Raw genomic sequence first — 19,542 nt, 5'->3', positions numbered from 1 at the left:
AATATTAGGATTAAGGTTCTTATAAAATGGCAAAATATATACTCTTTATCTTTATTGCCGCATGGCAATTATTACCTACCCTAGTTTTGGCAGAGGCCCACTTATCGTGCGACCTTGATCCAAGATCTACAATTAATTTACATCAACCTTTTGAACAAATGATACAAAGCGCAGCTTACTATACCAGAGAGACAGATACCTGCTGGAAAAATACAGAAGGTGAGACTGAGTGTAGCTATAAAGATTACGTAAATATACCTAATCGTGTTTTTAGCACATCAATACAAACCTCTGTTACCTGTATAAATTCTGGGGATAAATCAACAAAAGTGTCATATGAATTCCAACCTACCTTCACTTTATCTGCAATTAACACAGTAACTACCTGGAGTAATTTAACCATGACGGTCTCAGGACTATCCAGGCAGAAAACCATTAGTAATATCGAAAAGATGGATATAGATAATAATGTGACATGGCTGGATGAGACGGTAGCACCCTGTAAAAAAGGCTGTGAAAGTTTCGAGACAGCCATACCACGATATGCTAAAAATATAACCATTACGCTATCTATACGACCAATACTCCGTAAATTTCCAGCAGGTAAAGAAGTCGGTTATGATCTTATGAACACTCTAGGTACTTTTGGCGTAAAAGCAGACACCAATGAACCTGGCTGGACTCAAGGTTTCGATTATTTAGAGATTTGTGGTTTACTAACCGACAAATGTTACTCTAGCGGTGGTTCAGTACGCCCTCCTCCGGACAGACCCAAACCATTAAAGTGTACACTTACTGTCAAGACCCCTGACACTGTAACATTTCAACCCATATCCTCCGACGATCTTAGTCGTAATAGAGTACGTGTTGAAGACTTTACGCTAACGGCGATAAAAGGACCGGAACAGTCGAGTCTTTGCCTGGGCAGTATATATAATCTCCCCGGAAAAATAAAAACCGAGGGGGGTTACTCGATAAACTCAACTTTTTGGGGGATCAACCACAGTTCAGGTGCTGCACAAGGTATTGGTTTAAGACTGTATGACTTAGACAAAGGAACCTATTTGCAATTCAACCATGAATACACAGGTTTTATTAAAGATATTAGTTCTATCAGCGAAAGCAAAAGGATCCGGGCTGAAATATCAGCAACCACGCAAGATATAAAAAAAATTAAAGGTGGCCAATACAGTCAAGTATTGACTTTTGAGGTAAAAATGCCATGAGTATTCACATTGCCTCTCACTTATGCATGGATGTTGACGATGAACGGTAAAAGTTTACTTTTTTTATGCCTATCTTTTTTTATAACAACCAGCCACGCCGAGATTTCTGCATCCAGTAAAACTAACTTTACCGGCATGATCACCATTGCAACATGTAACATTGTGGTCGGTGACGACGATCAGGCCGTACATATGGGTGAAGTTTCAAGCGCAGAACTTGATGCACGGGGGAGGTCCTCCCCCATCAGTTTTACGATAAACCTCTATGGGTGCAATGCATCAGATAGAATAGCTCGGATCGTATTTGACCAAGTCGGGGCAGGCGCGTCAGGTTCTGCTATCCCGGTTCAGGGAGTCAGAGGTATTGCATTAAGTCTTCTTGATGGTAAAGGGGCTCCAATTTACTTTGGCAGAAAATCGGGTGGCCAGAAAATCATTACCGGAGATAATCATCTTTTATTTTCGGCTTACCTAGTGAAAACAGGAACGATTATACCAGGTGCATTCAGCAGAGTACTACATTATACGATTTACTATGAATAACTGTCTCTCCCAGCACGTCGCGGGCATATTGACCACTTCGCCCCAGTTGGCCGTCGGTTCAGGGCAGCGCCCATGGCACCATTGACAATGATAGCGCCACACCAATACCTCTTGGTTGACTACCCTGAGCTATTTGGCCCATAGATATGGGCCTTACCCCCTACCGACGTTCAACACTTTTTGTAGTGCTCCCTTCTCTCCAAACTATCACACATAACTTCCCCCCCCCTTTCTTACCGATTGTTACTGACAGCTTAGTTACCCACAACACTTAGCCGTGTAAACTTATCGTTCCCAGGCGAATAGCCTACCGAGTGGCTGAGTGAGCTTGTGCAGTCAATACAACGGCAACGGGGTATAATTTATGCTGATGCTTGCACCATGCTGTGAAAATTGCCAAAAATGCTCGATGATAAAAGGGTACTCAGGATTTAACCAACTAGGATGAAAACGCATTCATGACACAACCGCAACGCCGCTACGATTTACCGACGATAATTTTTGGCGTGCTGTTTATCGCCATTCTGATCGTCGCCAGCTTTTGGGTCGTTCAACCGTTTATTTTGGGTTTTGCCTGGGCCTCTATGGTGGTGATCGCCACCTGGCCAGTGTTGATTAAGCTACAACATCTGCTATGGGGTCGTCGGTCGCTAGCTGTGCTGGTGATGACCGTCCTACTGCTCTTGCTGTTTGTACTGCCTATTGCCCTGCTGGTCAGCAGCGTGGTGGATAACAGTGCTCCCATCGTGGCGTGGGTGAACGCGCCGGGCCAGTTCCACGTTCCGCAATTGGAGTGGCTTCGCTCTACCCCGCTAATTGGGCAAAAACTTTATAACAGCTATCACCTGCTGGTGAACACTGGTGGCAACGCCCTGATAGCCAAAATACAGCCTTACTTCGGCCAAACCGCCACCTGGTTTGTTGCCCAGGCGGCGCATATTGGCCGTTTCCTGATGCACTGTGCGCTGATGTTACTGTTCAGCGCCTTGCTGTACGCCCGAGGTGAGCAGGTCGGTATGGCGATCCGCCATTTTGCCGTGCGCCTTGCCTCCAACAGGGGCGACGCGGCCGTGTTACTGGCCGGGCAAGCGATCCGTGCGGTAGCGTTGGGCGTGGTGGTGACGGCGTTGGTGCAATCCATATTGGGTGGCATTGGCTTGGCCGTTGCTGGCATTCCTGCCGCCACCTTGCTGAGCGTACTGATGTTCATCTTCTGCGTGGCCCAACTGGGGCCATTGCTGGTCTTGATCCCGGCCATTATCTGGCTGTACTGGACCGGTGACACCACCTGGGGCACCGTGCTATTGGTGTGGAGCTGCGTGGTCGGAACGCTGGATAACTTCCTGCGCCCGGCGCTAATCCGCATGGGTGCCGATCTGCCATTGATTCTGATCTTGTCAGGCGTTATCGGTGGCCTGCTGTCCTTCGGGATGATTGGTTTGTTTATCGGCCCTGTCGTACTGGCGGTCTCTTATCGGTTGCTTAGCGCCTGGATAAACGAAGCGCCGGAACCCACCGCCGATCTGGACGAAGTCGCCAAAGATTTAGAACAGCAGTGATCCCTGCATCGCCTGCTCATCCACTGGGCGGGCGATTAACCCGAATATTTTCTTCCTCCACCGTATCGCCCCCAATAATTATTCTGCTGACTTAGCTGCTGCAATAATAGATACCATTAAAATACCTGTTTATTGCAATGAGCCCGTATAATCCAGGCTGTTTTATTGAGATGATTCTTAATGACGTGCGCCAGATAACTGCCTAGTATAAAACTCTATTCTTGCTGAAAATCATTGTTTTCCAGACGTTGCCTTCCAGACAAGTCATCTAACAAGGTAACCCCGAATCTCTGAATTGCTGTGTGTAGTCTTTGCCCGTCTTATGATGGGCTTTTTTTTATGCAAAATAGCCAAACAATATAAAAAACCACCAGGTTTAGCTGGCGGTTTGCAATTGATGACAAAGTAGCCATGTTACTTAACTTGAGGGGCGCTGCAGGCAGCGCCCCTACAACTATCTTTGTGACAAATTAACCCAAGTCTGCACCACGGTATCCGGGTTAAGCGACAGGCTATCAATCCCCTGATCCATCAGCCACTCGGCAAAGTCTGCATGGTCTGACGGGCCTTGCCCACAGATACCGACATATTTGCCATGACGCTTGGCCGCCTGGATCGCCATGGAAAGCAGCGCCTTGACCGCCTCATTGCGCTCGTCAAACAGTTCAGAGACCACGCCGGAATCGCGATCCAGCCCCAACGTTAGCTGCGTCATATCGTTGGAGCCGATAGAGAAACCATCGAAGTGCTCAAGGAACCGATCGGCCAGCAAGGCGTTGGACGGGATCTCGCACATCATGATTACTTTCAGCCCGTTCTCGCCGCGCTTCAGCCCCTGACGCTCCAACTCTGCTACTACGGCCTCCGCCTGAGCCACGGTACGCACAAACGGCACCATCACCTCAACGTTGGTCAGCCCCATATCATTACGTACCCGCTTCATTGCAGCACATTCCATGGCGAAGCAGTCGCGGAAGCTATCCGCCACGTAACGACCCGCGCCACGGAAACCAAGCATCGGATTTTCTTCGTGCGGTTCATACTTCTCGCCGCCGACCAGGTTAGCGTATTCGTTAGATTTGAAATCGGAAAGGCGCACGATCACCCGCTTCGGCCAGAATGCGGCACCCAACGTAGCGATCCCTTCGGTCAAACGACCGACATAGAATTCGACCGGATCGTCATAGCCCAGCATCAACGTCTTGATTTCTGCCTGCAGCTCTGGGGTTTGCTGGTCGAATTCCAACAGGGCACGCGGATGTACGCCGATCATACGGTTGATAATAAACTCCAACCGGGCCAGCCCCACGCCTTCATTTGGCAAACGAGCGAAGTCGAACGCACGGTCTGGGTTACCAACGTTCATCATGATCTTCAACGGGAGTTCTGGCAGTTCAGTGACTTCCGAGCTTTGCACGCTGAACTCCAGCATGTCGCTGTAGACAAAGCCAGTGTCGCCTTCAGCACAGGAAACGGTGACTTTCTGCCCTTCTTTCAGCAGGTCTGTTGCGTGGCCACAGCCTACGACGGCTGGGATCCCCAGTTCACGGGCGATGATCGCCGCATGGCAGGTACGCCCGCCGCGGTTGGTCACGATCGCTGCCGCCTTCTTCATGATCGGCTCCCAATCCGGGTCGGTCATGTCGGTGACCAATACGTCGCCCGGCTCAATGCGATCCATTTCGCTGATGTCGTGGATGACCTTCACCGGGCCAGCCCCAATGCGATGCCCAATGGCTCGTCCTTCCACCAGCACGGAACTGTTACCGTTCAGTTGGTAGCGCTCCATCACCTGCTCATTGGAGCGCACAGTTTCTGGCCGCGCTTGGACAATCAGCAGCTTGCCAGTGTGACCGTCTTTGGCCCACTCGATATCCATCGGGCGGCCATAGTGTTTTTCGATCAGCAATGCCTGATGCGCCAGTGCCTGAACTTCATCATCGGTCAAAGAGAAACGATTGCGTTGCGCTTCTGGCACATCTTCGATACGTACCTGCTTGCCGTGATCCTGTGAAGGTGCGTACACCATGCGGATTTTCTTCGAACCAAGGTTGCGGCGCACAATGGCCGGCTTGCCCTTCAGCAGCGTCGGTTTATGCACATAGAACTCATCCGGGTTGACCGCCCCTTGAACCACCATTTCCCCTAGGCCAAACGCCGAGGTAATAAACACCACCTGATCAAAGCCGGACTCGGTATCAATGGTAAACATGACCCCAGAGGAGGCAAGGTCGGAGCGCACCATACGCTGTACACCGGCGGAAAGCGCCACGCCACGGTGATCATAACCCTGATGTACACGGTAAGAGATTGCCCGATCGTTAAACAGTGAGGCGAAGACGTGTTTGATCGCCACCATCACCGCATCAATGCCCTGTACGTTGAGGAAGGTTTCTTGCTGGCCAGCAAACGAGGCGTCTGGCATATCTTCGGCCGTGGCGGAAGAGCGCACAGCAAAGGAGGCTTCGCTTTCACCCCCGGACAGTTGCTGGTACGCCAGCGTAATTTCACGTTCAAATTCCGCATGGAAAGGCGTATCGATCACCCATTGGCGAATTTGCGCACCGGCCTTGGACAGTTGAGCAATATCGTCAACGTCAGTCTGGTCCAGCAGCTGATAAATGCGCTGGTTAACCCCACTTTGCTCAAGAAAATCGTTAAATGCCTGGGCGGTGGTGGCAAAACCGTTGGGTACGGCCACGCCCAAATCGGAGAGATTGGTGATCATTTCACCGAGGGAGGCATTTTTGCCACCGACACGGTCAACGTCGTGCATGCCAAGCTGGTTGTACCAAAGCACATTACGCAAGTCTGGGCCATTGTTAGACATCGAGACAATCCTTATTGCTATCAGTAGGGTATTGACGGATTTTTGACTCGTACCGCAAAAACGGCACCCACCCACACTAGCACAATGATCCATAGACAATGGACAGGTGAATCGATCAAGCCAATGAAGAAAATAGCAATTAAGAGAATTCCATCGGGCACCCTTTTATTAGGGATCGTTCCCTAAATGGCTAACGGGTTGTAATTCAACAAATTATGCATTATTTAAACTTTTGCTTAAATACCCGTATTTTTAGTCATTGATTTGACGAAAATAACGTCAATTTGCGTCGAAGAACGTAGATGAAATAGCACTCTTGATTTTATTAAAAATGAAATAATGTTTTATTACCTATATTTATTGCCGCGAATTATTCCCATTGTCACAAAATTTCTGCCCCCCTCTTTACCGTAAGTGGGTATGCAGACCATGATGTTGCTATCAGTCGTTGCAGGCATTAAGGAGTCATGGGTGGAAAGAAGCGTTTTTTATATCTCGGATGGCACGGCCATTACCGCCGAAGTTTTGGGACATGCGGTGCTGTCACAGTTTCCCGTCAAGGCCACCACTTTCACTCTGCCCTTTGTGGAAACCGAAGCGCGTGCGCGGGGCGTATGCCAGCAGATCAATGATATTTACCAGCAGACCGGGGTGCGCCCACTGGTGTTCTACTCGATTATCTCACCAGAAGTACGCCAGGTGATCACCCAGAGTGAAGGGTTCTGCCAGGATATCGTGCAAGCGCTGGTCGGCCCGCTACAGGGGGAATTAGCGGTGGATCCAACGCCGGTACCTAATCGCACCCACGGGCTGACCGAAAACAACCTGGGCAAGTATGACGCCCGCATTGCGGCCATTGAATACACCCTGGCCCATGATGACGGCATATCGCTGCGCAATCTCGATCAGGCGCAGGTGATCCTGCTCGGCGTATCCCGCTGCGGCAAAACCCCCACCAGCCTGTATCTGGCGATGCAATTTGGTATCCGCGCGGCCAATTATCCGTTTACGGCCGATGATATGGATAATTTGCAGCTACCCGCCGCGCTAAAACCGTTTCAACATAAATTATTTGGGTTGACCATTAATCCAGAGCGGTTAACGGCGATCCGTGAAGAACGCCGTGAAAACAGCCGCTACTCTTCCCCGCGCCAATGCAGGATGGAAGTTGCCGAAGTGGAAGCGCTGTTTCGCAAAAACCAGATCCGCTATCTCAATACCACCAACTATTCGGTGGAGGAGATCTCCACCAAAATCCTCGATATCCTCGGTATGAGTCGGCGGATGTTCTGATAGGTAGGGGCTGGCCGGATGGTTGTCTATGCCCCCTTTTTTGTGCTTTTTTACCGGTTTTAATCGGCCGATCACAATCTCTACGGTTGAATTCAGCGGTTTTTGCGTTATTGTGATCGCCATCACTTCCCGGTATTCCTGCCGTCGCGAAGAACAGTTTTAGAGACAATCATGCACAAAACAGATGAACTGCGGACCGCGCGCATCGACAGCTTGGTCACGCCTCAGGCGTTGGCAGAGAAGTTGCCGATCTCAGCATCGGTAGCCGATAACGTGACAGCGTCACGCAAACGTATTGAAAAAATCCTAACCGGCGAAGACAAACGCCTGTTGGTGGTGATTGGCCCCTGCTCCATTCACGACCTGGATGCGGCGATGGACTATGCCACCCGCCTTAACGTGCTGCGCGAGCGTTATCAGGATCGCCTGGAAATCGTGATGCGCACCTACTTTGAAAAACCGCGCACCGTGGTGGGCTGGAAAGGCTTGATTTCCGATCCCGATCTGGACGGCAGCTATCAGGTCAACCGTGGCATTGAGATGGCGCGCAAGCTGCTATTATCAGTGAACCAGCTTGGCCTGCCAACGGCGACCGAGTTCCTGGATATGGTGATCGGCCAGTATATTGCCGATCTGATCAGCTGGGGCGCGATTGGCGCTCGCACCACCGAAAGCCAGATCCACCGTGAAATGGCCTCGGCGCTCTCCTGCCCGGTCGGTTTCAAAAATGGCACCGACGGAAACACCCGCATCGCCATTGATGCGATCCGTGCCGCACGCGCCGGTCATATGTTCCTGTCGCCAGATAAAACCGGCCAGATGACCATTTACCAGACCAGCGGCAATCCTTATGGCCATATCATCATGCGCGGCGGCAAAACGCCAAACTATCACACGACCGACGTGGTAGCCGCCTGTGATAGCCTGCGCGAGTTCGATTTGCCTGAACAGCTGGTGATCGACTTCAGCCACGGCAACTGCCAGAAATTGCATCGTCGCCAGTTGGAAGTGGCGGAAAACGTATGCCAACAGATCCGTGCAGGCTCGGTGGCCGTCGCTGGCGTGATGGCAGAAAGCTTCCTGGTGGAAGGCACGCAGAAGATCGTGGCTGGCCAATCCCTAACCTACGGCCAATCCATTACCGATCCTTGCCTGAGCTGGTCGGATAGCGAGCAGTTGCTGGCCATGCTGGCCGATGCGGTAGATACCCGTTTCTGATCTCGCTATCTCACTACATAGGGGCACTGCATGCTGCCTCTATTCATTCAGCGTCATTGCCACACCGATCCGGAGCCTTTGCGCATGAACCACTCACTGATGTCTATTCCCTGTATCACCCTGCAAGGGGAACATAAAACGCTGGCCGACTTTCCGGCGCGAGCCTACCTGGTGGTCAATACCGCCAGCAAGTGTGGCTTTACCCCGCAGTATGCAGGCTTGGAGAAGCTGTGGCAGTATTATCGCTCACGCGGGTTGATGGTGCTGGGCTTTCCCTGCAATCAGTTTGGCGGGCAGGAGCCGGGCAATCCGCTGGAGATTGCCAACTTCTGCACCCTCAACTATGGCGTCAGCTTTCCCTTGTTTAGCAAGATAGACGTCAACGGCACGCAGGCGCATCCCCTGTTCAGCGAGTTAAAACGCCGTGCTCCCGGTCTGTTAGGTAGCCAACGTATCAAGTGGAACTTCACCAAATTCTTACTCACCGCCAATGGCGAACGCATCACCCGCTTTGCCCCCATCACCAAACCCGAGCGCCTGTTCGACCATATTGAAACCCTGTTGAAATAGCCTTTTCATCAGCAAATTGATCGGGATCAATCCAGCTCCGGTAAGCATTACTGCAAAAAGGTTCCATCGGTAAGAAAATTTCCCTTGATGTAACCTTTCCCTCACATGATAATGATTATCAATTTGATATCAATTACCATTTACCGGTTGAATTTATGGACAATCTCAATAATGCCCACCAGTCCAACAACGCTTTGGTTACTCCTGACGGCAGTGTGCATGCCGCTTTACCGCCCTGCTTCGACAGTGTCGAACTATTGGGCAGTGATGGGCTGGCGGTGATCATCCATCAAGGACAACGCTATCAACTGCGTCAGACCAAAGCAGGAAAATTGATCCTAACCAAATAACGCCTTAATCCATTTACGCCAGCCACCCCGATCTTGCGATCCAGGCAGCCAGCAAATCTATTGATATGTTGAGTCATACGGAGAGTTGCCACATGCCTGCCATTTTTGCCTCCCGGCTGCGTTTATCCGCATTAAGCCTGGCCATTGCCTGCGCTTTGCCTACGGTGGTTTTTGCCCAGACCGACACCAGTGTTTCCGCTGCCAGCAAGGCACAAGAAAAAAACAAAGATGACGCCATGACCGTGGTCGCCACCGGTAATCCGCGCAGTAGTTTTGCAGCGCCGATGATGGTGACGGTGATCGACGGCAATAGCCCTCAGAGCCAGACCGCCACCACAGCTGGCGATATGCTGCGTCATGTGCCTGGTATTACCGTGACCGGTACTGGCCGGAGCAATGGGCAAGACATTATGATGCGGGGTTATGATCGCCGTGGAGTGCTGATCCTGGTTGATGGTATTCGTCAGGGAACCGATACCGGCCATATCAATGGCACCTTCCTGGATCCTGGCTTGGTAAAACGGATTGAAGTAGTGCGTGGCCCATCGGCACTGTTGTACGGCAGTGGCGCATTAGGTGGGGTTATCTCCTATGAAACGGTGGATGCCGCCGATCTGTTGTTGCCCGGCCATAACACCGGCTATCGCGTGTTCGGCACGGCGGCTACCGGCGATCATAGCCTGGGTATGGGCGCCAGCGCTTACGGTAAAACTGACGATCTCGATGGTCTGATCTCTTTCGGCACCCGCGATATTGGCGATATTCGCCAGGGCGATGGCTTTAATGCACCGAACGACGAGACCATCAGCAACGTTCTGGCCAAAGGCACCTGGGCCATCGATGACAACCAGTCCCTGAGCGGTAATCTGCGTTATTACAACAACCGGGCGCAAGAACCTAAGAACCCGCAAACGCCTGATGTTTCTAGCAGCAATGTGTTAACTGACCGTTCTACGATTCAGCGTGACGCACAGCTCGGCTATAAGCTCAAGCCCACAGGCCAAGATTGGCTGGATGCCGATGCCAAACTCTATTACTCCGAAGTAGAGATCAATGCGCATACCGACGGCAGCACGGATGAAGCTCGCAAACAAACCACCAAAGGTGGCAAGCTGGAAAACCGTACCCGCCTGTTTGCCGACAGCTTCGCTTCGCACCTGTTTACCTATGGTAGCGAAGCCTACCGGCAGGAACAGACGCCGGGGGGCGCAACAGAGAGCTTCCCGCAGGCCAAAATCAACTTCGCTTCCGGCTGGTTGCAGGATGAGATCACTCTGCGTGACCTGCCCGTCTCTTTCCTGGCCGGGACGCGTTATGACAACTACAAAGGCTCTAGCGACGGTTATGACGACGTCAACGCCAACAAGTGGTCATCCCGTGGTGCGATGAGCGTTACCCCTACCGATTGGCTGATGATGTTCGCCTCCTATGCTCAGGCGTTCCGCGCACCAACCATGGGCGAGATGTACAACGACTCCAAGCACTTCTCGATCCCGATGGGCCCGACCACCATCACCAACTATTGGGTGCCTAACCCAAATCTGAAGCCGGAAACCAACGCCACGCAGGAATACGGCTTCGGCTTACGCTTTGACGATCTGTTAATGGCCGATGACAGCCTGCAATTAAAGGCCAGTTACTTCGATACCAAAGCCAGAGATTATATTACTACCGGTGTCACCATGGAGTTAGGCCGTGGCCCTCGCGGTATGTACTGCATCAGCTGTACCACCTTCTCAACCAATATCGATCGCGCCAAGATTTGGGGATGGGATGCCTCGCTGAACTATAAAACCCAGTGGTTCGGTTTGGATCTGGCCTACAACCGCACACGTGGTAAAGATGAAACTACGGGTGACTGGCTCTCCAGTATCAACCCGGATACGGTCACCAGCGTGTTGGATATTCCTATTGCCGAGACCGGTTTATCCACCGGCTGGGTTGGAACCTTTGCCCAGAGTGCCCACCACGTGGCTACCGGCTACACCAAGCAAGCCGGTTATGGCGTGAACGACTTCTACCTAAGCTATAAAGGCCGCGAAGACCTGCAGGGCGTCACCACTACCGTGGTTCTGGGGAACGCCTTCGATAAAGAATATTACTCACCACAGGGCATTCCGCAGGATGGTCGTAACGCCAAACTGCTGATCAGCTATCAGTGGTAACCCATTGAACCACAGCGGGTAGCGCGTTTTTTGCCCGCTCCTCATCCACCAGCACAGGAAGCCAAATAATGAGCGAGACCCTATACCAACGTTATGAGCAGGTGAAAATTGAGCACCCAGGTAAATATGCCCGCGATCTGGCCGACCTGTTGGGTATCAGCGAAGCCGAACTGACCCACGCCCGCGTCGGCCACGATACTCGTCGCTTGCAGGCCGATGCCCGCACGCTGCTGACCGAACTGGAACAGGTTGGCGTCACCAAATCCATCACGCGTAACAGCTATGCGGTACACGAGCAGGTGGGACGTTACCAGAATCAACACCTCAATGGCCATGCCGGGCTGATCCTCAACCCGCGCGAGCTGGATCTGCGCCTGTTCCTCAACCAATGGGCCAGCGTTTTTGCCTTAAGTGAAACCAACAAGCGCGGCGTACGCCACAGCATTCAGTTCTTTGATTATCAAGGTGACGCGCTGCACAAGGTTTACACTACCGACGAAACCGATCTCGCTGCCTGGTTCGCCCTGGTCGAACGCCATCAAAGTGCGGAAAACCCGGCATTGGAGCTACAACCCGCCGAGATTAAAGAAAGTAACAGCGCACCAGATGCCACCAAAATCGATGTTGACTGGCGAGCTATGACCGATGTCCACCAGTTCTTCCAACTGCTGAGCCGCAATAATCTGACCCGCCAACAGGCCTTCCGCGCCGTGGGTAACGATCTGGCCTACCGCGTGGACAACAGTGCGCTGACTGAGATCCTGGAAGCCGCCAAGTCGGCGCAGAACGAAATCATGATCTTCGTCGGCAACCGTGGCTGCGTGCAAATATTTACCGGCCAGATCGAACGCCTGATGCCGCAGGACGGCTGGGTCAACATCTTCAACCGCCACTTTACCCTGCACCTGATTGAAGGGGCGATCGCCGAAAGCTGGATCACCCGCAAGCCAACCAAAGATGGCATGGTCACCAGCCTGGAACTGTTTGCCGCCGATGGCACCCAGATCGCTCAACTCTACGGGCAGCGTACCGAAGGCCAACCGGAGCAGATCCAGTGGCGTGAGCAGGTTGCTGCACTTGAACCGAAGGATGTCGCCGCATGATAGCTTCATTGCCCCGTCGCCTGGCGCTGTGCATCGCGCTGGCGTTTCCATTAACCGCAGTGGCGGCCGAGAGGATTGTCTCGATAGGCGGTGACGTGACCGAAATTGCCTTCGCGCTGGGCGCGGGCGATGAAGTGGTGGCACGAGACAGTACCAGTCTGCATCCTGCTGCCGTGCAGAAATTGCCTGATGTGGGCTATATGCGCCAACTGAATGCCGAAGGTATCCTGGCGCTGAAACCCACCCTGATCCTGACCACCGAGTTGGCCGAACCCGCCCTGGTGCTCAAGCAGTTGGAAGACAGTGGCGTGAAGATGGTACGTATCCCTGGGGATACTACCGTGCAGGCCGTGCCCGAAAAAATCAGTGTGATAGCCGATGCCATCAATCGCAGTAGCCAAGGCAAGCAGTTGGCCGAACGTTATCAGCAACAGTTGGCGGCGGTAGCCAATACGCCGCTGCCGGTGAAAGTGCTGTTTGTGATGAGTCACGGCGGTATTACTCCCATGGCGGCGGGCCAGCAAACTGCGGCAGATGCCATCATCAGAGCTGCCGGACTGAAAAATGCCATGCAGGGCTTCAGCCGTTACCGTCCGCTCTCACAGGAAGGCGTGATTGCCAGCGCACCAGACTTGCTGCTGGTGACTACCGATGGCGTTCGCTCCATCGGCGGCCGGGAAAACCTGTGGCAATTGCCCGGCATCGCTCTGACACCGGCAGGAAAAAATCGCCGTGTGCTGATCGTAGATGATATGGCGCTGCTCGGTTTTGGTCTGGAAACACCGCAGGCGCTAGGCTTGTTGCGTAAAGCGGCGGAGCAAAAGTAATGCGTTGCCGAACCTCGCCCCGTCTGGCGATCGGCAGCCTGCTGATCCTGCTGACGATCCTGGCGCTAGGTGCCGCCAACTTGGGGGCGCTGACCCTGTCATTTCGCACCCTGTGGCAAGCTCCTTTCAGCGATACCTCCTGGCATATCTGGCTGAATATTCGCCTCCCCCGCGTACTGTTAGCCGTGGCGATCGGCTGCGCGTTGGCCGTTTCCGGTGCAGTGATGCAGGGGCTGTTCCGCAACCCCTTGGCCGATCCCAGCCTATTGGGGATCAGCAGCGGCGGCGCACTGTTCGTTGCCCTGGTGATCGTCATACCACTCGCCCTGCCGCCGCTCATCGCTCTGTACAGCCATATGCTGGCGGCGTTTCTTGGCAGCCTGCTGGTTTCGATACTGATCTACGGTATCAGCCGCAGCGGGCACGGCAGCCTGTCGCGGCTGTTGCTGGCCGGTATCGCCATCAATGCGCTTTGCATGGCGGCGATTGGCGTGCTGTCTTACCTCAGTAGCGACCAGCAATTGCGGCAGTTTTCGCTCTGGATGATGGGCAGTCTTAGCCAGTCACAGTGGCCCACCCTGGTGGTGTCCGCCTCGCTAATCCTGCCGACCGCATTGTTGACGCTGCTACAGGCTCGTCGTTTGAATCTGCTTCAGTTGGGCGATGAAGAGGCACACTACCTTGGGGTTAATGTGCAACGCGCCAAGCTGCAGTTGCTATTACTGAGCGCCCTGCTGATTGGGGCTGCCGTAGCGATGAGTGGCGTGATCGGCTTTATTGGTCTGGTCGTGCCACACTTGGTGCGCATGCGGCTTGGGGGTGATCACCGCTGGTTGTTACCAGCCTCTGCCCTCGGTGGTGCCTGCCTGCTGTTGGTCAGCGATACGCTGGCACGTACGCTGGTCGCCCCGGCAGAAATGCCAGTAGGCCTGATGACCAGCCTGATCGGTGGTCCCTATTTTCTGTGGCTGGTGATGCGCCAGCGGGAGCGCATGAGTGGATGATTCATCAAAGCTGACAGCACGGCAATTGCGTTACAACCTGGGAGATCGACGACTGATCAACGATGTCTCCCTCAGCATCGCCAGCGGTGAGGTGGTGGCGATTATCGGCCCCAACGGCGCGGGGAAGTCGACCCTGCTTCGCTTACTTACCGGTTACCTGACCGCTGACTGTGGCGAGTGCCGCCTGCAAGGTAAACCGCTTGAGCAGTGGCAACCGCAGCAGTTGGCCAAGGTGCGGGCGGTAATGCGTCAACACAGCGAGCTGGCCTTTCCGTTTACCGTGGAAGAAGTGGTTGCCATGGGCCGCTCTCCGCATAGCGGTCGCGACGCCAAACGGGCGATCCAGCAGGTGATGGAGCAGACCGATTGCGCCAGCCTGGCCCAACGCGATTACCGTCAGCTTTCCGGCGGGGAACAACAGCGAGTGCAACTGGCCAGAGTATTAGCGCAGTTGTGGCAGCCGCAACCCGCACCATCCTGGTTATTCCTTGATGAACCCACCTCGGCGCTCGATCTGTATCATCAGCAGCATACTTTACGCCTGCTGCGCTCCCTGACGCGTCAGCTGCCGATGGCGGTCTGTTGCGTATTGCACGATCTTAATCTGGCCGCGCTGTACGCCGATCGTATTCTGCTGTTGCATCAGGGTAGCCTGGTCGCTTCCGGTACCCCACAGCAGGTGTTGCAGACGGATATCCTGACGCGTTGGTATCAGGCAGACCTCGGTGTCGCCGCCCACCCGGAAACCGCACTGCCGCAGGTGTTTTTACGTCAGTAACGGTAAGCCATGGAGGGCTTGCTGCATTCAGCTCGAACAGGAAATTTCCAGATGCTTGCCCCAATCCGGAGGCAGGGCCGCCAGATCGTCATACTGTGCATCATCGGCAAAAGGCTGCAGCAACGCCTGGTGCAAACGTTCCAGCTTGCTGACATCGTCCTGCTCAGCCGCTTCGATGGCCTGCTGCGCCAGATAATTACGCAAAATCAGTTTAGGATTCGCCAGCTTCATCATTTGCTGGCGCTGGGCATCACTCACCTGTTCAAGCTGTAAGCGCTGGCGATATTTTTGATACCAGCCGTCAAACGCATCGCGATCGATAAATTCATCGCGCATTGGCGTTTGCGCCTGCTGCTGCTCAACGTCGCTCAATAGACGGAAGGTGTGGGTGTAGTCACGCCCCTCTTGCGCCATCAGGCTCAATAAACCGGTCAGCAGATCGTTATCCTGTTTTGACTGCGTGAAGAAGCCCAGCTTGGCACGCATTTGCTCACCATAAGCCTGCATCAGCGCAGGTTCATAGGCGGCCAGCGCCTGCTGTAACTGCTCGGCACTAAGCAAACCGGAAAGTGTTTGGGCTAAACGATGCAGGTTCCACAGCCCCACGGCAGGCTGGTTATCAAACGCGTAGCGGCCCTGATGATCGGAGTGATTACAAATATAATCAGGCCGGTAGTCGTCGAGGAAACCATAAGGCCCATAATCCATCGTCAAGCCGAGGATCGACATATTGTCGGTATTCATCACGCCGTGGGCAAAGCCCACGCACTGCCAGTGGGCAATCATACGTGCAGTGCGTTCCACCACATCGGTAAACCACAGCAGATAGCGATCTTGTTCCTCAACCCATTGCGGCCAATGGCGCGTAATGACGAAGTCTGCCAATTGCCTGACCTGCTCCGACTGCTTACGGTAATAGAAATGTTCGAAATGGCCAAAGCGAACATGGCTTTCCGCTACGCGCAGCAACATTGCCCCGCGCTCCGGTTGTTCACGAAACACCGGATGTTCGCTGGTGACTATCGTCAGGGCTCGCGTTGTCGGGATCCCCAAATGGTATAGCGCCTCGGAGGCCAGGAATTCACGGATCACCGAGCGCAGCACCGCCCGCCCATCACCCATGCGGGAATACGGCGTTAACCCGGCACCTTTTAGATGCCAGTCCATGCTGCGGCCATCCGCGAGCCGCTGTTCGCCCAGCAGGATCCCCCTGCCATCCCCCAACTGCCCCGCCCAGGCACCAAACTGATGGCCACTGTAAACCTGTGCCAAAGGCTGCATTCCGGGCAGCAGGGTTTCACCTGCCCAGATTGGCGTTTTCTCTGGGGTAAACCAGCTCGCGTCCAGCCCCAGTTCCTGCGCCAGCGGCTGGCTGTAATACAATAAACGAGCCGCCTTTAGCGGCGTTGGCGCCAGTGCGGTATAAAAACCGGGCAGTTGTTGGTAATAAGCGTTTTCAAATTGCGGCATAGGCCCTCCATAACGCTTAGTGTAGAGCCTGGAGGTTCGGATTAACACGGAGGATTAACAGGGAGAATGCTGGTGCACGGTGCCCCCATCCCTGGGGCGTGAAGTAAAACAGTATTCGGCGCATTTATCTAGCGGAGTCGCTTGCCCCCCTTAAGTGATTCTATTTCTCGTATGATTAAAGTGTTTGAACAATGATATAGCCACAATGGATAACATCGCAGGGAATCATCCAGTCCATTATTTACCCCGGTGTGAAGTCAAAAAATCAGTTATTATGATTAAACTCATCGGCAATCCTGCGTAGAGAACGCAGATTATCCACACTGATGGCAGGCCATAAAAAACCCTGTAGCCCTAAAACACCGGTGTTGCTCAGTTTATTGAAATACTCTTTTTTCTCTATGCCGCAAACAATAATCCCCTTACAAAGTTGATTGATATTCTTAAGCAGTGAATCGATGACCAGGTCATACCCCTGTTGGGTAACCAATTGCCAATAAAAGCGTTTATCGATCTTAACAACGTCAAATAAACCATCGTACAGTGCGGTCAGAGTCGATTTTCCAGAACCGAACCCATCGAGCCACAGCGTAAAGTAGGCACTTAACAAACGGATTTTCCCGTTGTCTTTCCCAGCGGAAAGGTTGGGAAAACTCTCATTGATTTCAAAGACAATAAACGGCAACTGCTGCACACGTTGACGGCGTTCCTCGCTGCCCAGCAACCAATCGACGACCGTTTCTTCGATATTAATGGTCAATGACACCCCGCTAGCAGCAAACCATGACGCGTGCTCTTCCGCCAGCGTTAGCTGGTCGTTGAATAATTCAATCCTTTGCTCTGGGGATAATAACCGCAAGCCGATCTCCGTAGGCATCGCCAGGTTGTCACCCGAGCCAGTAAAACGGGTGAGTAGTTCCACCGCCAGTAATCTTCCCGTCATGGAATAAATCGGCAGGAAGACGTACTGACTAATAAATTCAACGTCTGATTGAATATTCATTTTAATGTCAGAGGCTTAATAGTGTATAAACCATCGTATAACAATAAGTTATACCGATCAATCCCAAGAGAATTGTTCAGAAAAAGTAATGTGATTATTCAGGCGCTATCAAGTAATTGATAGCGTTAGCGATATTTTCCAGCGATACAACCGGCCAAGTTAATTTATGCCATCTGTCCTTACAAATTAATAGTCTTATTCTTTGTATGTCTTACCGTATGGCGGCTAACAATCAGGTGATGCGACGATCACCTGATTTTTTTAAAAAATCCCAATTTATTTACTGCACAGAACTACCTGATGGTTTCCAACAGCCAACGCCGCAGTTCGCCAAGTTCGTTTTCCTGCTGCGGATATTGTGCTACCAACTGTGCACAACAGTCTGCCAGTGCCTCACTACGATAGGCACATCCTACCAGCTTTTCAGCCAAGGTCTGTAATGGCGCGGGGTTGAGGCTATCGGTAAAGATCTGCGCGCGTATAATCGCCCCCTTCTCCACGTCAAAGAAGATATCCACTCCACCCCAGGTAAAGCGTTCGTTCAGCAAGTGACTAAACGCTGGCGCTTTGCCAAAATTCCATTCCCAACTGCTCTGCTTGGCAAATTGCTGGGCAAAATCGGGCAGGTCTGGGAAGACGTCTGGGGAGATCACTTCCGGCTGTGCCGTTTCACCATAATGGTCAAAGAATGCCTGAATAACGGCGTCACAAACGTGTTGATGGTCGACTTCTGGCACAAACTCGGCCAGGTTGGCGACTCTGGAACGCACGGAGGTGATGCCTTTCGCCTGCAATTTTTTCGGATCGGGATTGAGATAATCCGCCAGACGATTGAGATCGGCATTCAACAGTAGCGTACCGTGATGAAAACCACGATCCTGGGTTTCTCGGTAAGCAGAGCCGGAGATCTTGCGCATTCCGTCGGCCGTTTCGACCACCAGATCGTTACGCCCGGAAGCCGAAGCATCAACACCCAACTGTTTCAGCGCCGCCAGAATAATGCCGGTAGAAACGGTTTTATCGTAGCCGGGCTTACCGGCCATAAAGGTAAAGCAGGTATTGCCCAGATCGTGAAACACCGCCCCGCCGCCGCTGCTGCGCCGTGCCAGACGGATACCATCCTGTTCCATCCGCCGGGTATTGCACTCTTTCCACGGGTTCTGCGACTGGCCGATCACCACGGTTTTAGTAAATGTTTCACACTTACAATTGACATCTAAACAGGATGAATATTGCAAGAAAGGAATGTCTGGATGGACATAGTCCTTGTTAGCCAAAATTTTCATCACAAACCTGCCAACTCAGGTGGCGGATCAGTCAACTCACTTCCCTGATTACAAGATCCACCCTTCAGCTACCATTGCAAAAGCCAAAGTAACCGACTCTGCCACTTCTGCCCCCCCCAGAATGATCTTACCCAGCAATAGTGGACACGGCGCTAAGTGAGTAAACTCTTAACCAGAGGTAGCTCACATGACAAAATCAGCATCAATCAAAAAGCAGTCCCGCAAACAGTACACACCCGAATTTCGCCAAGAAACCCTCAAACTGGCTGAACGTATCGGCGTGGCCGCCGCTGCCCGCGAACTCAGCTTGTACGAAT

Annotated in this window: 15 protein-coding genes and 2 pseudogenes; 13 read left to right on the top strand and 4 right to left on the bottom strand. The window is 52.8% G+C overall.

From position 1 onward, the window contains the following. Positions 1 to 26: 26 nt before the first annotated feature. The 3 genes from KAJ71_RS08120 (at position 27) to ydiK (ending at position 3,328) form a co-directional block, all read left to right on the top strand. Complete coding sequence (locus KAJ71_RS08120) at positions 27 to 1,226, top strand: hypothetical protein (protein WP_248945250.1); 1,200 nt, start codon at positions 27 to 29, stop codon at positions 1,224 to 1,226. A gap of 39 nt (positions 1,227 to 1,265) precedes the next feature. Next, the gene (locus KAJ71_RS08115; RefSeq protein WP_248945249.1) at positions 1,266 to 1,769 is read left to right on the top strand and encodes a fimbrial protein; all 504 of its coding nucleotides are present in this window, start codon (positions 1,266 to 1,268) and stop codon (positions 1,767 to 1,769) included. Between the two features lie 458 nt (positions 1,770 to 2,227). Further along, positions 2,228 to 3,328 carry an AI-2E family transporter YdiK gene (gene ydiK / locus KAJ71_RS08110; protein WP_248945248.1) on the top strand — a complete coding sequence of 367 codons (1,101 nt, stop codon included), beginning with the start codon at positions 2,228 to 2,230 and terminating at the stop codon, positions 3,326 to 3,328. A 454-nt stretch (positions 3,329 to 3,782) separates the two neighbouring features. On the opposite strand, the gene ppsA is transcribed toward ydiK, so the two are convergent. Further along, positions 3,783 to 6,158: a phosphoenolpyruvate synthase gene (gene ppsA / locus KAJ71_RS08105; protein ID WP_248945247.1), complete on the bottom strand. Its 2,376-nt coding sequence runs from the start codon at positions 6,156 to 6,158 to the stop codon at positions 3,783 to 3,785. A gap of 471 nt (positions 6,159 to 6,629) precedes the next feature. Here ppsA and ppsR point away from each other — a divergent pair, with 471 nt between their 5' ends. The 9 genes from ppsR to KAJ71_RS08060 all read left to right on the top strand — a co-directional run bounded on the left by ppsR (position 6,630) and on the right by KAJ71_RS08060 (position 15,466). Beyond that, positions 6,630 to 7,451 carry a posphoenolpyruvate synthetase regulatory kinase/phosphorylase PpsR gene (gene ppsR, locus KAJ71_RS08100; RefSeq protein ID WP_021804571.1) on the top strand — a complete coding sequence of 274 codons (822 nt, stop codon included), beginning with the start codon at positions 6,630 to 6,632 and terminating at the stop codon, positions 7,449 to 7,451. Between the two features lie 171 nt (positions 7,452 to 7,622). Beyond that, positions 7,623 to 8,669 carry a 3-deoxy-7-phosphoheptulonate synthase gene (locus tag KAJ71_RS08095; RefSeq protein WP_248945246.1) on the top strand — a complete coding sequence of 349 codons (1,047 nt, stop codon included), beginning with the start codon at positions 7,623 to 7,625 and terminating at the stop codon, positions 8,667 to 8,669. Positions 8,670 to 8,753: 84 nt separating this feature from the next. Further along, positions 8,754 to 9,239: a glutathione peroxidase gene (locus KAJ71_RS08090; protein ID WP_248945456.1), complete on the top strand. Its 486-nt coding sequence runs from the start codon at positions 8,754 to 8,756 to the stop codon at positions 9,237 to 9,239. 155 nt (positions 9,240 to 9,394) lie between these two features. Beyond that, positions 9,395 to 9,589: a hemin uptake protein HemP gene (hemP, locus tag KAJ71_RS08085; protein WP_248945245.1), complete on the top strand. Its 195-nt coding sequence runs from the start codon at positions 9,395 to 9,397 to the stop codon at positions 9,587 to 9,589. 92 nt (positions 9,590 to 9,681) lie between these two features. After that, entirely contained in the window at positions 9,682 to 11,754 is a 2,073-nt protein-coding gene (locus tag KAJ71_RS08080) for a TonB-dependent hemoglobin/transferrin/lactoferrin family receptor (protein WP_248945244.1), read from the top strand. A gap of 68 nt (positions 11,755 to 11,822) precedes the next feature. Then, positions 11,823 to 12,857 (top strand): hemin-degrading factor, encoded by a 1,035-nt coding sequence (locus KAJ71_RS08075; RefSeq protein WP_248945243.1) that lies wholly within the window; start codon positions 11,823 to 11,825, stop codon positions 12,855 to 12,857. Continuing rightward, complete coding sequence (locus KAJ71_RS08070; RefSeq protein WP_248945242.1) at positions 12,854 to 13,684, top strand: heme/hemin ABC transporter substrate-binding protein; 831 nt, start codon at positions 12,854 to 12,856, stop codon at positions 13,682 to 13,684. Before KAJ71_RS08075 ends, KAJ71_RS08070 begins: the two co-directional genes overlap by 4 nt. After that, complete coding sequence (locus tag KAJ71_RS08065; RefSeq protein ID WP_248945241.1) at positions 13,684 to 14,688, top strand: FecCD family ABC transporter permease; 1,005 nt, start codon at positions 13,684 to 13,686, stop codon at positions 14,686 to 14,688. Before KAJ71_RS08070 ends, KAJ71_RS08065 begins: the two co-directional genes overlap by 1 nt. Further along, positions 14,681 to 15,466, top strand: coding sequence for a heme ABC transporter ATP-binding protein (locus KAJ71_RS08060; protein WP_248945240.1), 786 nt, complete (start codon positions 14,681 to 14,683; stop codon positions 15,464 to 15,466). Before KAJ71_RS08065 ends, KAJ71_RS08060 begins: the two co-directional genes overlap by 8 nt. Positions 15,467 to 15,493: 27 nt before the next feature. On the opposite strand, the gene KAJ71_RS08055 is transcribed toward KAJ71_RS08060, so the two are convergent. From KAJ71_RS08055 to lplA, 3 genes and pseudogenes are all read right to left on the bottom strand, one after another. Next, positions 15,494 to 16,936, bottom strand: coding sequence for a protein adenylyltransferase SelO (locus tag KAJ71_RS08055; RefSeq protein ID WP_248945239.1), 1,443 nt, complete (start codon positions 16,934 to 16,936; stop codon positions 15,494 to 15,496). Between the two features lie 265 nt (positions 16,937 to 17,201). Beyond that, complete coding sequence (locus KAJ71_RS08050) at positions 17,202 to 17,939, bottom strand: EAL domain-containing protein (protein WP_248945238.1); 738 nt, start codon at positions 17,937 to 17,939, stop codon at positions 17,202 to 17,204. 293 nt (positions 17,940 to 18,232) lie between these two features. Then, positions 18,233 to 19,126, bottom strand: a pseudogene (gene lplA, locus KAJ71_RS08045) (lipoate--protein ligase); the annotation flags it as partial. Positions 19,127 to 19,412: 286 nt separating this feature from the next. On the opposite strand from lplA, the pseudogene KAJ71_RS08040 reads away from it, so the two are divergent. Beyond that, positions 19,413 to 19,542: pseudogene (locus tag KAJ71_RS08040) on the top strand (IS3 family transposase); the annotation flags it as partial.

Origin of the sequence: Serratia silvae (assembly GCF_023282985.1) — a bacterium.
Lineage (GTDB): Bacteria > Pseudomonadota > Gammaproteobacteria > Enterobacterales > Enterobacteriaceae > Chania > Chania silvae.
This window is presented reverse-complemented; position numbering and strand designations above follow the sequence as displayed.

Bases quoted from the DNA above. Each gene is read 5' to 3' on its own strand.
- KAJ71_RS08090 (WP_248945456.1), top strand. From the start codon at position 8,754: ATGAACCACTCACTGATGTCTATTCCCTGTATCACCCTGCAAGGGGAA.
- KAJ71_RS08115 (WP_248945249.1), top strand. From the start codon at position 1,266: ATGAACGGTAAAAGTTTACTTTTTTTATGCCTATCTTTTTTTATAACA.
- ydiK (WP_248945248.1), top strand. From the start codon at position 2,228: ATGACACAACCGCAACGCCGCTACGATTTACCGACGATAATTTTTGGC.
- KAJ71_RS08065 (WP_248945241.1), top strand. From the start codon at position 13,684: ATGCGTTGCCGAACCTCGCCCCGTCTGGCGATCGGCAGCCTGCTGATC.
- KAJ71_RS08080 (WP_248945244.1), top strand. From the start codon at position 9,682: ATGCCTGCCATTTTTGCCTCCCGGCTGCGTTTATCCGCATTAAGCCTG.
- ppsA (WP_248945247.1), bottom strand. From the start codon at position 6,158: ATGTCTAACAATGGCCCAGACTTGCGTAATGTGCTTTGGTACAACCAG.
- KAJ71_RS08070 (WP_248945242.1), top strand. From the start codon at position 12,854: ATGATAGCTTCATTGCCCCGTCGCCTGGCGCTGTGCATCGCGCTGGCG.
- KAJ71_RS08095 (WP_248945246.1), top strand. From the start codon at position 7,623: ATGCACAAAACAGATGAACTGCGGACCGCGCGCATCGACAGCTTGGTC.
- KAJ71_RS08055 (WP_248945239.1), bottom strand. From the start codon at position 16,936: ATGCCGCAATTTGAAAACGCTTATTACCAACAACTGCCCGGTTTTTAT.
- KAJ71_RS08120 (WP_248945250.1), top strand. From the start codon at position 27: ATGGCAAAATATATACTCTTTATCTTTATTGCCGCATGGCAATTATTA.
- KAJ71_RS08075 (WP_248945243.1), top strand. From the start codon at position 11,823: ATGAGCGAGACCCTATACCAACGTTATGAGCAGGTGAAAATTGAGCAC.
- KAJ71_RS08050 (WP_248945238.1), bottom strand. From the start codon at position 17,939: ATGAATATTCAATCAGACGTTGAATTTATTAGTCAGTACGTCTTCCTG.
- hemP (WP_248945245.1), top strand. From the start codon at position 9,395: ATGGACAATCTCAATAATGCCCACCAGTCCAACAACGCTTTGGTTACT.